This window comes from Acidocella aromatica, assembly GCF_014201825.1.
Taxonomy (GTDB): domain Bacteria; phylum Pseudomonadota; class Alphaproteobacteria; order Acetobacterales; family Acetobacteraceae; genus Acidocella; species Acidocella aromatica.
The window spans coordinates 1-12,302 of sequence record NZ_JACHFJ010000012.1 but is presented as its reverse complement, the minus strand read 5'-3'; the positions used below and the strand labels follow the sequence as shown (position 1 = coordinate 12,302).

Annotated in this window: 11 protein-coding genes, 1 tRNA gene and 1 pseudogene; 6 read left to right on the top strand and 7 right to left on the bottom strand. The window is 64.3% G+C overall.

What is annotated here, in order from left to right; genetic code table 11:
* Positions 1-110: 110 nt before the first annotated feature.
* From HNP71_RS11545 to HNP71_RS11535, 3 genes are read right to left on the bottom strand one after another with little or no spacing between them, the layout of a single operon-like run.
* Positions 111-785 carry a TVP38/TMEM64 family protein gene (locus HNP71_RS11545; protein ID WP_183267083.1) on the bottom strand — a complete coding sequence of 225 codons (675 nt, stop codon included), beginning with the start codon at positions 783-785 and terminating at the stop codon, positions 111-113.
* Positions 782-1,555, bottom strand: coding sequence for a glycosyltransferase family 2 protein (locus HNP71_RS11540; protein ID WP_183267082.1), 774 nt, complete (start codon positions 1,553-1,555; stop codon positions 782-784). The genes HNP71_RS11545 and HNP71_RS11540 overlap by 4 nt, the downstream gene beginning before the upstream one ends.
* A gap of 4 nt (positions 1,556-1,559) precedes the next feature.
* Positions 1,560-2,639, bottom strand: a complete 1,080-nt coding sequence (locus HNP71_RS11535) for a nucleotide-binding domain containing protein (RefSeq protein WP_183267081.1) — start codon at positions 2,637-2,639, stop codon at positions 1,560-1,562.
* 207 nt (positions 2,640-2,846) lie between these two features.
* On the opposite strand from HNP71_RS11535, the gene dksA reads away from it, so the two are divergent.
* Positions 2,847-3,263, top strand: coding sequence for an RNA polymerase-binding protein DksA (dksA, locus tag HNP71_RS11530; RefSeq protein ID WP_183267080.1), 417 nt, complete (start codon positions 2,847-2,849; stop codon positions 3,261-3,263).
* Positions 3,264-3,296: 33 nt separating this feature from the next.
* Here the strand turns inward: dksA and rpoH are convergent, their stop codons facing one another.
* Together rpoH and HNP71_RS11520 are read right to left on the bottom strand one after the other, a co-directional pair.
* Entirely contained in the window at positions 3,297-4,199 is a 903-nt protein-coding gene (rpoH, locus tag HNP71_RS11525; protein WP_183267079.1) for an RNA polymerase sigma factor RpoH, read from the bottom strand.
* 236 nt (positions 4,200-4,435) lie between these two features.
* On the bottom strand, positions 4,436-5,422 hold the full coding sequence (locus tag HNP71_RS11520; protein ID WP_183267078.1) for an RluA family pseudouridine synthase: 987 nt from the start codon (positions 5,420-5,422) through the stop codon (positions 4,436-4,438).
* Between HNP71_RS11520 and HNP71_RS11515 the strand changes: the two genes are divergently transcribed.
* Complete coding sequence (locus HNP71_RS11515) at positions 5,407-5,772, top strand: hypothetical protein (RefSeq protein ID WP_183267077.1); 366 nt, start codon at positions 5,407-5,409, stop codon at positions 5,770-5,772. The two genes, HNP71_RS11520 and HNP71_RS11515, sit on opposite strands and share 16 nt — an antisense overlap.
* A 73-nt stretch (positions 5,773-5,845) precedes the next feature.
* Positions 5,846-5,921, top strand: a tRNA-Glu gene (locus tag HNP71_RS11510).
* Between the two features lie 529 nt (positions 5,922-6,450).
* Here the strand turns inward: HNP71_RS11510 and HNP71_RS11505 are convergent.
* A complete protein-coding gene (locus HNP71_RS11505; RefSeq protein ID WP_183267076.1) occupies positions 6,451-8,445 on the bottom strand; it encodes an FUSC family protein in 1,995 nt (664 codons plus the stop codon).
* Between the two features lie 165 nt (positions 8,446-8,610).
* Positions 8,611-9,381 carry an SDR family NAD(P)-dependent oxidoreductase gene (locus HNP71_RS11500; protein WP_221246837.1) on the bottom strand — a complete coding sequence of 257 codons (771 nt, stop codon included), beginning with the start codon at positions 9,379-9,381 and terminating at the stop codon, positions 8,611-8,613.
* A gap of 305 nt (positions 9,382-9,686) precedes the next feature.
* Between HNP71_RS11500 and HNP71_RS11495 the strand changes: the two genes are divergently transcribed.
* From HNP71_RS11495 to HNP71_RS11490, 3 genes and pseudogenes are all read left to right on the top strand, one after another.
* A complete protein-coding gene (locus tag HNP71_RS11495; protein ID WP_183267074.1) occupies positions 9,687-10,709 on the top strand; it encodes a zinc-binding dehydrogenase in 1,023 nt (340 codons plus the stop codon).
* Positions 10,710-10,782: 73 nt separating this feature from the next.
* A pseudogene (locus tag HNP71_RS14245) lies at positions 10,783-10,925 on the top strand (cytosine deaminase); the annotation flags it as partial.
* 246 nt (positions 10,926-11,171) lie between these two features.
* A complete protein-coding gene (locus tag HNP71_RS11490; RefSeq protein ID WP_183267073.1) occupies positions 11,172-12,110 on the top strand; it encodes a ParB/RepB/Spo0J family partition protein in 939 nt (312 codons plus the stop codon).
* The last annotated feature ends 192 nt before the right edge of the window (positions 12,111-12,302 follow it).

Genomic DNA, 12,302 nt, shown 5'->3' with positions numbered 1-12,302 from the left:
AGCTGGGATCATCATGTCTATGGCGAGCGCCACCACGGTTTGGATCAGTGCCACCATGGTGACGAAGGCGCGAAAACTCAGGCCGGGATGTGGCTCGGGATGAGAGGCCGTCACGCCGTGGGGCGGGCGCGGCGGAACAGGAGGACCCCGAGCGCGGCGGAGGCCAGGAACATGCCGCAGCCGATGAGTAGCAGATGCGCATGGCTGGGGGCGCTGCCCTTGCCGAACAGGGCGAACACCACGGTCTGCGGTACGAAGCCGATGGCCGAGGCGGCGAGGAAGGGCAGTAGCCGCACCGAGGTGAGGCCCGCCAGCAGGTTGAGCACCAAATTATTGCCCACGGGCATCAGCCGCAGCGTGAGCGTGGTGATGAAGGGGTGGGTGGAGAGTGTGGCGTCGATGCGCGAGAGGCGGGCGCCGAAGCGGCGGCGGATGAAGGACTGGCCGATGGCGCGGGCCCAGATGAAGTCCAGACTGCAGGCCAGAACCTGGGAGACGAGCGCAATGGCCGTGCCGTAAACCGGGCCGAAGGCGTATCCGGCGGCGAAGGCCGGGATCTGGCGCGGCAGGCCGATGGCGGTGAGGAAAGTGGCCAGCAGCAGAAAGAGACTCTGCCCGCGCACACCGCCTTGGGCCAAGGTGTTTGCCAATTCCGTTTGCGCGGCGCCGTTGCTCACGAGGGGCAGGGCGGCGGCGAGGGCGATTAGCCCGCCCGCCATCAATGCCGGTTTCAGGGCCTTGGCGGCGACGGTCGCGGTGGCGGCGCGGGGCAGGAATTGGCTCATTCGGTGGGCTCGATCTGTGGCACCTTCCAGCGCCGTTGCAGCCAGGCGACACCGAAGAGGTCCACAATACCGACCTTGAGGCGCTGCCAGTTATTGTAATGCGAGGCGCCGTGCGCGCGCGCGTGGTGGCGTACCGGCACGGAGACGACATGCCCGCCCGCGCGGATGAACAGTGCCGGGAGGAAGCGGTGGATATGGTCGAAATGCGGAAGCTCGAGGAACGCCTGGCGGCGGAACAGCTTGAGGCCGCAGCCGGTATCCGGTGTGGCGTCCTGCAGTAGATAGGAGCGCACGCGGTTGGCGATGCGCGAGCCGATGCGCTTGGAACTGCTGTCGCGCCGGTTTACGCGGTGGCCCGCGATCAGCACCGGCAGGGGGCCGCGCTCTTCGGCGTCGCGCGCGGCGGCGAGCATGGCGGGGATGTCGGCTGGGTCGTTTTGGCCGTCGCCGTCCAGCGTGGCGACATAGACGCCGCGCGCCGCCTTCACCCCGGTGATGACCGCGGCACTCTGGCCGCAGCTCCGCTTGTGGCGCACCCGCACCAGGGTGGGGGTGGTGGTGGCAAGTTCGGCTAGGACCTTTGGGGTTGTGTCGGAACTGCCGTCATCGACATAGACGATCTCGTGTTCCACCCCGGCGAGCGCCGCGCCGATGGCGGTGATCAGCGGCTTGAGGTTCGGCGCCTCGTTATGCACAGGCACCACCACGGAGATCAGCGGGGCGCCGGCATTGGAGAGGGCCTGGGTCTGGAAACGGGTCTCGATGTTCATGTTATTATTCAGCCGCGTTATTAAGGCGTATCTGTGGCCCAAATCCGCCGAGGAAAAGATGTTGCCGGCCGTAGCCGCCGGGTTTGAGTAAAAATTTGTAACCGCCGCCGTGCAGCCAGGGTAAACCTTCCCACTCGCCCGAGATGGTTAGTGTGCGAACGGCCAGGCGGCGAAGGACGATGGCGGCCGTGTCGTTGCCGGCGATGGCGAAATGCTCCACCCCCTGGGCGGCGAGACCGGCTGCGATTTCGGCCAGGGCGTCGGCCGCCAGTGTCGTGGCCGGGCCGCGCCTGTCGGGCGGAGCGGAGGTGGAGACGATGAAGTTCCGCTCCTGCGCCGCCGCCCAGGCGAGAGCGCCAGCGACATCCGGGGCTTGCGGGTCGATCTGGCGCAGGGGCAGTTTTTCGCGCGCGATGCCGAGTTGGAACAGGGTTTGGCGGTCCAGCGCGCCGGAGAGAATGGCGGTGCGTCCGCCCGGGGGTTCCAGTGTGGCGGCGGGGGCGGGCAGGCCGGCCGCCCAGGCGGGGCCGCCCGCGCAAAGCTGGGCAGAGAGCAGGGGCGCGAGGGCGGCGCATTGGGTTTCGTCCACGGCGTCCAGCAGTGCCAAGGAAGCGCCTTGCTCGCGCACCGCGCTGATGCGCCGGGTGAGTGTGGCGCCGCCCGCGGCTACGGACTCGTAGGGGATGACAACCGAGCGGCCGGACAGATGTGGCATCAGGGCCCGTGGCAGATCCGCGACGAGTTGGCCTTGCTGGAACAGATGGCCCTGATAGACGAAGCGGCCAAAGCCGGGCTCGGCCAGACAGGCGAGCATGAAGCCGGTGCCGGATTGTTCGGCGATTTCGTCGATCGCTGCGGCCAGAGGTTCAATCTCGGGGAAGGCGGCTTGATTGCCGAAGCTGAAAAAATAGCGCGAGGCCGGGGCGAGGGCGTCGCGCGCCTCTTGCGGGGTAAGGGCGAGGCCCGAGGGGGCGATGATGTCCGCTTCCGCCGCCGGGCCCAGTGCCAGCCGCGTGCCGGGGCCTGCGGCTTGGCCGAGCGCCACGGCGTCCCGCAACGTGAAGCCCACCCCCCGCATGCTCATGTGAAAGCGGCTGTCATGATTTGGTCATCGAGCATGGGTGCTTCATGCCATGTCCTGGCGGGCTCGGCCAGATAGCTTGAGGGCATGACGGGCCATTGTTCTGCTGGCGTTGCCGTCTTGGCGAGGGCGGGCGGCATCGCTATAAGCCCGCTCAACCTCAGAGGCCGCCAGTGTTGGCGGCCGCAAGATATTGAAGGAACGGACGGCATGCTCATTTCTTTGCCACCCGACTACCGCCCATCGGACGATGAGGAATTCATGAATCCGATGCAGACGGAGTATTTTCGGCAGAAACTGCTGCGTTGGCGAGGCGATCTGGTGAAGGAGGCGAATGGCACGCTGGCTTCGCTCGGAGAGGGCGGCATCCTGGAAGCCGACATCACCGACCGCGCCAGCGTGGAGACGGATCGCGCCCTGGAGCTGCGGACCCGTGACCGCGCCCGTAAGCTAATCGGCAAGATCGACCAGGCGTTGCAGCGGATCGAGAACGGGACCTACGGCTATTGCGAGGAGACGGGCGAGCCGATCGGCCTGAAGCGCCTTGAGGCGCGGCCTATCGCGACCCTTTCCATCGAGGCGCAGGAGCGCCACGAGCGCATGGAAAAAGTCCACCGCGACGACTGAGTATGGGAACGGGGCGCCGGAGCGCCCCGTTTTTTATGCGAACTGTAAAGCCCGCGCAGCAGCGGCTTGCCGCTGCTGGGCCACCTGCGCCTTCATCGATTGCTGTAGCTTCTCGAAGCCACGGACCTCGATCTGGCGAACGCGCTCGCGCGAGATGCTGTACTGCTGCGACAGTTCCTCCAGCGTGGCGGGGTTATCTTTCAGCCGGCGCTCGGTGATGATGTGCCGCTCGCGTGGGGTGAGGGTCTCCAGCGCCGTGGCCAGCAGGGCCTTGCGCCCGGTCAGCTCCTCGCGCTCGGCCATGGTGGTTTCCTGGCTCTCGGAGTCGTCCACCAGCCAGTCCTGCCACTCGCCTTCACCTTCCATCTTGATGGGGGCGTTGAGGCTGCTATCGGCCGCGGACAGGCGGCGGTTCATGTTCACCACATCCTCTTCCGGCACGTCCAGCAGATGCGCGATACGCTCCACCTGTTCAGGCTGCAGGTCGCCGTCCTCGATGGCCTGCATCTGGCCTTTCAGCCGGCGCAGGTTGAAGAACAGCTTCTTCTGCGCGGCGGTGGTGCCCATTTTCACCAGCGACCAGCTATGCAGGATGTATTCCTGGATGGCGGCGCGGATCCACCACATGGCGTAGGTGGAGAGGCGGAAGCCGCGCTCCGGGTCGAAGCGCTTGACCGCCTGCATCATGCCGACATTGCCTTCGGAGATCAGCTCGGCCACCGGCAGGCCGTAGCCGCGATAGCCCATCGCGATCTTCGCCACGAGGCGCAGATGCGAGTTGACCAGCTTGTGCGCTGCCTCGTTATCGCCCTGGTCGCGCCAAGCGCGGGCGAGGCGCTCTTCCTCCTCATGCGTCAGCATCGGGTATTTGCGGATTTCCTGCATATACCTTGTCAGGCTGGCATCGGGGGCCAAGGTTGAAACGGTTGAGGCCATAAAACGGATTCCCCAATATATTCCAGCTCCACGCGGAGCCGGCAGTATTGGCGGCACGGCGCGGGGCAAGCGTGTGGCCACCGCCAGAGCTTGGAAGCTAGCACCACGGGCCAGAGATACCCCTTAAAAAGGCGGTAAGGTTCCGGCCATACGGCTAGGCCCCTCGGGTGGATTCGAAGGGAAGCTTAGGAGCCCCGGCTGGGGTAGTCAACAAAAAGGACTACAGCGGTCCCGATTCAGGCGCATGCGAGCAATGCGTCTGCGAGGGCCAGGAAATCCGCCGGCGGCGGCACGGTGAAGCGCAGGGCCTCGCCGGTGATGGGATGGGCGAAGCCGAGCGTTTCCGCGTGCAGGGCTTGGCGAGGGAAATCCAGCGCCAGGCCGCGTGCGGGTTCTGACAGGTACTTGGCGGCGGCGGGGCGGCGTTTCAAGTACACCGGGTCGCCGATCAGCGGGTGGCCGATATGGGCGCAATGAACGCGGATTTGGTGCGTGCGCCCGGTGGCGAGGCGGCAGGCGAGCAGGGCGGCGGCTTGGCCGAACACGTGCAGCACGCGGTAATTGGTGAGGGCGTGCTTGCCGTTGCGGGTGACGACGGCCATGCGTTTACGGTCGCGCGGGTCGCGGCCGATATCGCCCTCGATGCCGCCGGTGGAGGTGGCGGGCACGCCCCAGCAGATGGCCTTGTATTCGCGCTCAAGATCGCGCGTGGCGAAGGCGGTGGAGAGGCGGGTGTGGGCCAGCTCCGTCTTGGCCACGACCATGACGCCGGAAGTGTCCTTGTCCAGCCGGTGGACGATGCCGGGGCGCTTTTCGCCGCCGATGCCGGTGAGGCTGTCACCGCAATGGGCGATGAGGGCGTTGACCAGCGTGCCGTCCGGGTTGCCGGGGGCGGGGTGCACGACCATGCCGGCGGGCTTGTTAAGCACCAGCAGGTGGGCGTCTTCGTATAATATATCGAGCCCGATATCCTCACCCTGCGGGGTGGCGGGCTCCGGGGCGGGTGGGGTAAGGCGGTATGTGGCGCCCGGCTGCACGCTCTCCGACGGGTCTTTCGTCACCGTGCCCGCGCGTGTCACATGGCCATCCAAGATCAGGGCCTTGACGCGGGAGCGCGATAGCGTGCCGATGCGGGCGGCCAGGAACGAGTCGAGCCTGGTGCCGGTCTCTTCGGGGCCGGGCGTGAGGATGAAGTCGGGGGATGGAGATGCAGGGTCAGCCACAGGATTTGCGGGGGTTGAAGGCGGTGGTCGGGATCATGGGCGTGCTGATTATCATCGGCACCACGGTGGTCGTCGGCACGGTCATCCACCGGCTTTATGCCAGGTTTGCCGCGCCGTCGATTCCCGCAGCGCCACTGGCCGCGCCCATGGCCCCGGTGGCGGGAAATGCGGTGATGCCCGCGGCACCGGCGGCGGTGGCCGCCGAGCTGGCGCCGGGCGAGCATATCGCCGGAATCGCCGCCGCTGGGCCGGATGTGGCTGTATGGGTGAGCGGGCCCAAGGGAGAGCGCGTGCTGCTGCTGGACCCCGCGAATGGCACCGTGCGGGTGGGGCTGCAAACCGCGCCGTGAGGGGGCAGGAAAAATACAGCCCCGATGGGCTTGAATTAATCCGCCCCGTGGCTTAAGGGGGCCAACGCCTTTAGTCCCGTTCGTCTAGAGGCCTAGGACACCGCCCTTTCACGGCGGCGACACGGGTTCGAATCCCGTACGGGACGCCATTGATTTTCTTCAATGATTTCACTTTTTCTGCAGCCGCTGTAGCGGCTTTCCGGCAAATTTACGGCCTATGCGGTGCAGGTCGGTATGGGCTTCGGCCTTTTTGCCTCGTTTTAACCCTTGTAAGGACTGTTACCCGCGAAGGGCGGTGCGGCTTTCCTGAGGGGCTTCGTGAAAAAGGCCTACCCCCCCCTACTGCGGGCTTCTTGGCAGTTGTCGCGCGACGACAGCATTCGCTTCCCGGATCGCGCGGGCTTCATCGCCCGTTCGGTCCAGGCATTCGTTTGCGACCTTCACCCAAAGCTCCTTCAAAGCCCGGGTGGTTGCCTTGTGCGTATGCCTTTCGGCGTCGTCCACAGTCCATGGCATTTCATAAGCCTCCGGCAAACGGTTGGCGCTTGAAGGCCTGCATCGTATGCCGCCTCACGAGAAGACGCGATGCCGGCGCAACTCCTTCGGAAGCCAAAAGAGGCTTTCTTGGGTCGTGTCCAGGGCGGGGTGTCAGCCCGCAAATCAAGGGCTGACGTACGGTTATCTTGCCGGTAGTAGTGTGGTGGAAAGATCCGGCGGCGGCGAGTCGGCAAACAATAAGCTACGCAATCCCGACAATTCCATCAGAGGTTCTGCGTCTGATGCCGCCGCCAACATAGCCCTGTCGATTGCATCGCGGATGTCTGTTGGAAAGGGGATCCGGGGATTATTGCGGTAATGTGCCGCGATGCCCGCGAGGATTTCGGCCACGGCAGTCTGCGCGACTGCCGGAAACCGGGCTCGAAACCGCTGCACCCCGATTACGTTCAAGCCCACGCGCAAATCTCTCATTAATAGAGTTGCGGGAAAATCTCCCCCAGCCGAGACTGTCGCCAGGCGGGGCATCATCAATCCCAGGCGGTCCGTCATCCGCCCTGTCAGGATGGCGCGGTCCTGCGGGCCGGTCGCGGTCGCGGCTGCGGCGATGTCCTTCCAGCCAGCGCGCAACAGGCGCTGAACGCTCCACTCCACGCCCACCGAGCGGATCAGCCGGGTAACGACCAAGGCGGCCGCAAGGCCAAACAACAAGCCAATCGAGCTGTTGAGATAGACCGCGAATTGCCCCGTATAGCCATTGTTCAGGGCCATTTGGGTCGAGCCATTGGCCCCGATGACCATGCCGGTAGCGAAAGTAGCGGGCCGGGACACCAGCACGCCGACAATCAGGCCGGCCGGCAGCAAGGCCAGCATCAACTCCGTAAAGGTTGTGACCCGCGGTAAAACCAAAAAGGTGTAAAACGCAATGCCCAGGCAGGCGATCCCCGAGTTGATCAGCATCCGGCGGATGGCGGGGGCAGGGTCGTCCTGGACCGCAAAAAACGAGCACGCGACCGCGACCATGATCGCAGCCCCCGCCCCGGCTGGCCAGGCGGTGAAAATCCAGATGGCGCAGACCAGCAGCACGGCGATGCCGGCGGCGAGCGCTGAGAGCAGCGCCATGCCATGGTCGTTGAGCTGTGTGGCGGCGGCAACGAATTCCGCGTCCGCCAAGGCGCTGCCGGGCGCGGCGTCGCCGTTGAAAACATGGCGGCGGATGGCGCGCGCATGGCGTATGATACTGACCAGCTCGGCCAGCCGCACCGCCAAGCTGGCGCGCAGCAAGCCGGGCCAGGAGGGTTCGGTTTCCTCCAGCGCGATGATTTGCGCGTGCAGCTCATCGGCATGTTCCGGCCCGCCCGCTTGGACCCATTTATAGGTTGCATCCAGAGCGTCCTGCAGCTGGGGGGTGATGCCGTTCAGTTCCCGCAACTGGCTGACCCGGTCGTTGATCGAGCTGAGTACGGGCATCAGGCTGAGCACGTAAATGCGCAGCCGCGTAATATACTGTACCGCTGTTTGTAGGTGCGAGGTGTCGTAGGCCAAGTGGGAAATCATCATGGCTACATCGTGCGCCTCGACGGCCAGTTTGCGCCGGGCGGCGGAGATCTCGGTGCTGTCTTCCTGACCGGTCAGGGCCGCGCTCGCCCAGTTGATGCCCGGGCGGACCCAGCTTGCAATCCGCTGTGCCAGAACCGGACCGATGGCGCGCGGGAAGATCAAGGTCCCGATAGTGGTCGTACAGGTGATGCCAAGAAGGATCTCCTCGACCCTGGTCACGGCGGTCTGGAAGACCATGCCCGGCGTCATGACGCTGGGAAAGCCGATGATCCCCGCCGTGTAGCCCGCCAGCATGAAGGCGTAGGCCCGGGGGGAGCGGTCCAGCAGCGAGATATAGAGGCATAACCCAATCCAGCAGGCCAGCCCCAGGCTGAGCAGCAGCGGGGCATTCACCATATTTGGCACCAGGATGACCGCCATGGTGCCGCCAACGAGCGTGCCTATGCCACGGTATACTGCTTTGGAGCGCATTGCGCCGGTGAGCGGCTGGGCCACGATGAAGGCGGTCGCCATCGCCCAATAGGGGTCGTCCAGCCCCAGCCAGAATGCCAAATAGAGAGCCGCCATCGCCCCGAAGAAGGTTTTTAGGGCAAATACGACTTCATCGACCTTAGGCAATTTTGGCTCCTCTTCAGACAATATACGTTATAGTATATGTCCTAATATGGCCACATGCCCGCTGTGGGTCCAGTCGATCGCGCTGTCAGTGGGATGAAACCAAGGCCATGTTATAGGCCGGCTCAGGGATGCAGCCGATTGCGCAGCGGACCGGAGCAGGAATCCTCAAAGATGCGGATGAATGCCGCCCGAGACGGCAATGATTTCGCCCGTCACGAAGCGCGCGGATTCCGAGGTGAAAAAGGCCACCGCCTCGGCGATCTCTCCGGGCTCGGCCATGCGGCGGTTGAAGGCGCCCGCGACAAGCCGCACCGCCTCGGCCTCGGGCATGTTCTGAGTGACCGACGTGCGTGTCAGCCCCGGCGCCACCGCGTTCACGGTGACGTGCGGGGCGAGTTCCGCCGCCAGCGAGCGGGTGAGCGAGGCCACCCCCGCCTTTGCCGCGGCGTAGTCGGCCTGACCGTACTCGCCGCCGAAGACGATGGTGGCGAAGTTGACGATCCGCCCCGCCCCGCGCTCCAACATGCCGGGCGCGAAGGCGCGGGTTAGATGAAAGCATCCCATCAGGTTCAGATCGAAGGTGGCGCGCCACTGCTCCTCGGTCATCTCGAGCATCGGCGTATAGAGCTGTTTCGCGCGCAGCCCTCCCACCGTGTTCACCAGCACGTCGATGCCGCCGAGGCCGGCGAGTGCGGCCGAGGCGAAGGCCCCGGCCTCATCGGCGCGGGTCATGTCGCCGCGCAGGCTGACGATCTCGAGGCCGGGGAACTCGGCTCCCAGCAGGGCCGCGCTCTCGCCGAGCCGCGTGCCTGAGATGTCGGTCAGCGCGAGGCCGCATGCACCCGCCTGTGCGAGGCGTCGTGCGATGGTGAGGCCCATGGGGCCGCCAGCACCGGTGACCGTGACACGAGGCGTCGTCAGGAGCTTGCCGCTCATTTGTTCTTCTCCCTGGATTCGACTTTGAGTTTGTTGTGCTGCTCGCATTGTGGCCATGTCACCTGGCGCGAGGAGCTGTGCTCATGGACGAAGTGGTGCGGTGTTGCTGTTCAAATGTTCCGGAGACAAGCGCCATCACATCCCTCATTTTATTTTAAGGAAATATATTTACATATATCCGCGAGGGTGTACCCAGACAAGCTAAAAGCCGGTTTGTGCTAAAAAAGGAAAAAGCGGCGGGCGAGCCGGCAGCTTGTTCGCAGCTTTATGGCAATATATTTTCTTTTCGGAGGGGAGAGCATTTCATGAAAGCCATGGTTCTGCACGAACGCGGCCGCGCGGGTGTTGCTTTGCGCGAGATGCCGGCACCGGACTGCCCGCCCGGCTGGGCGCGCGTCCGGATGGTTGCGGCGTCGGTCAACCGGGTTGATCTCTATATGCGCGATAGTGGCGCGGGCATCACCCACGATCTGCCGCTCATCATGGGCGTCGATGGGGTTGGCGAGGTCATCGACGCCCCTGGCCAGCCGCACCTCGCGCCGGGCGATAAGGTTATTCTCTACCCCTATGAATTCTGCGGCCACTGCCGCGCCTGCCTCGCGGGTGACCAGCCGCTTTGCCACTCGGCCCGAATCCTCGGCGAACATCGCCACGGCACTTTCGCTGAGGAGGTCGCTTTGCCAGCCCGTGCGCTTGTTAAGCTCGCGCCCGAGGCCGATATGGAGCGGGCAGCGGTGCTGGGGGTCGCTTATCTAACGGCTTGGCGAATGGTCTTCGGCAAGGCGCCGGTAGGGCCGGGCTCGGTTGTCATGATTCAAGGGGCTGGGGGCGGCGTCTCCTATGCAGCGGTGCAACTGGCACGGATGGCCGGGGCGCGGGTGATCGCGACGACGAGCGGCGCCGACAAGCTGGCACATTTCCGCGCGCGCGGGATCGAGGTGATCGACTATCGGAGCGAGGATGTTCCCAAGACGGTGCTGCGCCTGACGGGTGGCGAGGGCGCCGATCTTGTCGTCGACAACGTTGGCGAAGCGACCTGGGGCGCCTCGCTGCGCAGCGTTGCGCGCGGAGGTCATCTGGTAACCTGTGGCGCGACCACCGGCGCGCATCCTTCTGCTGACATCCAGCGGCTCTTTGTGCGTCAGATCTCGATTCACGGCTCGACCATGGGGTCGATGGATGAGTTCCGGCGCCTGATCCGCGCCTGGGAAGCGGGCGGCTTCACCCCGCTTATCGACCGCGCCTTTTCGCTCGCGGAGGTGCCGGAGGCCTTCGCCCATCTCGAAGACCCCGCCCGCATGGGCAAGATCCTGATCCGTATTTCCTGAGGGTTAAAGAGTCATCGCCGCCGCCGCGGGCGGCCCGGCGGCGGTTCTGCGCGGTACAAAATAAGAGAGATCGCCCTGGCGGCGCGGCCTGATTCGTGCGGAGGAGCTACGGATGGCGGGTGTGCCCATGGCGTTTGGGCATGATTGCGTGATGGCCCCCTGGTATGCCTTGGCAGTCACGACATGCTGGAGGTGGCCGGCATGGGTCTGCATGTCGGCTAGATGTGGCCATTCTCGGGCGGCAGTCGGCTAAACGCAGCCCCTGCTGCCCAAGCCGTCCTGGTTTAGCCAAATGTTGGGGATTTTGGCCCTTTTTCATATGCGCATGGCGCGGGGGGACGTTTAAGAAGGTTTTTGGGCCGGCATCGGCAGCTTGCAGGATGTGGAGTGATCTGCAACCTTTGCGTGCTGATGTGGCGGGAAATACGCCTTTCGCGTTCAATAATTTAATGGTGGTCGTTCATGGCATTCGTTATCAAGCCGCTGAAAACCTTTACGGCAGAGCCGCAAGGCCAGGATAACAAGAAGTTATATCTATACCAGATCGACCCCATGCTCATCGAGGAAGAGGACGGGTTCAACCTGCGTTATTATGAGGATCTGAGGGTCGTCGCGCATATCGAGGCGTTTTGTGCCTCTTATATGGAGGGGCGTTATGTCCCGCCGATGGTTGTCAGGGCTCTGGATGATGGGCGGATCGTGGTTATCGAGGGCCATTGCCGCCGGCGCGCTATAAGGCAAGCGCTTGAGCGTGGAGCGCATATACCGCTTGTCAGCGTCATCCCCTTCCAGGGCAACGATGCCGAGCGCGTTGAGCTGATGCTGCGCTCGGCCCAGGGGCTGAAGCTGGAGACGTTGGACATCGCGCGGGGGTATTTGCGGCTGCTGGGCATGGGGTTCGCTCCAGCGGACATCGCGGCCTCGCAGAGCAAGACGGTTGCCCGTGTCGAGCAATTGCTGGCCCTTGCCAGGGCTGACGACGATGTGCAGGGGCTGGTGCGCAGTGGGCTCGTCTCCCCCGATGCCGCGATAGAGGCGGTGCAGGCGCATGGTGAGAATGCGGCGGAAGAACTTACCCGGAAGCTGGATACCGCTAGGCGGGAGGGGCGCCAGCGGGTCGCGAAGACCACGGGGCGCGCGCCCGCGGTGCCACGCAAGACTGTCGAGGCTGTGTTTGCCCAGGTGGAGGCGGCAATCGCCAGGGTGCCGGCGGAATTGCGCGATCATGCCGCGGCGCTGAACACGCTGCCTTCGGACCAGCGCGCCGCCACTAGGGTAGAGGTGGAGGCGGAAGTCCTCGTCGGGCTTATCCTGGCGGCGAATGAGATTGAGGCCATGAAGGTGAAGTTGGCCAAGAAGCTGGCCCGCCGTGAGGGGAAGCTGGCGGAGGCACGGGGGTGATGCGTCAGTTTCACTGACGTTAATTTAAAAATTATTTTTTTAATTCAATGAATTAATACTTTTTTGTGGTAAAGTTCAGTTTTGTGAGGCTTCCCTGGTTGACGGTGTTTGATTGATTGAATAGAAGCTGCTCCACCGACGGCGTTTGGACTTGAAACTGAACGGTTGGTTGGTTAGACTGGTTGGCCTTCG

What these genes read in the sequence shown, in the direction of transcription:
- HNP71_RS11545 (WP_183267083.1), bottom strand. Translation starts at nt 785, where the DNA reads ATGAGCCAATTCCTGCCCCGCGCCGCCACCGCGACCGTCGCCGCCAAG.
- HNP71_RS11540 (WP_183267082.1), bottom strand. Translation starts at nt 1,555, where the DNA reads ATGAACATCGAGACCCGTTTCCAGACCCAGGCCCTCTCCAATGCCGGC.
- HNP71_RS11535 (WP_183267081.1), bottom strand. Translation starts at nt 2,639, where the DNA reads ATGAGCATGCGGGGGGTGGGCTTCACGTTGCGGGACGCCGTGGCGCTC.
- dksA (WP_183267080.1), top strand. Translation starts at nt 2,847, where the DNA reads ATGCTCATTTCTTTGCCACCCGACTACCGCCCATCGGACGATGAGGAA.
- rpoH (WP_183267079.1), bottom strand. Translation starts at nt 4,199, where the DNA reads ATGGCCTCAACCGTTTCAACCTTGGCCCCCGATGCCAGCCTGACAAGG.
- HNP71_RS11515 (WP_183267077.1), top strand. Translation starts at nt 5,407, where the DNA reads ATGCAGGGTCAGCCACAGGATTTGCGGGGGTTGAAGGCGGTGGTCGGG.
- HNP71_RS11500 (WP_221246837.1), bottom strand. Translation starts at nt 9,381, where the DNA reads ATGAGCGGCAAGCTCCTGACGACGCCTCGTGTCACGGTCACCGGTGCT.
- HNP71_RS11495 (WP_183267074.1), top strand. Translation starts at nt 9,687, where the DNA reads ATGAAAGCCATGGTTCTGCACGAACGCGGCCGCGCGGGTGTTGCTTTG.
- HNP71_RS11490 (WP_183267073.1), top strand. Translation starts at nt 11,172, where the DNA reads ATGGCATTCGTTATCAAGCCGCTGAAAACCTTTACGGCAGAGCCGCAA.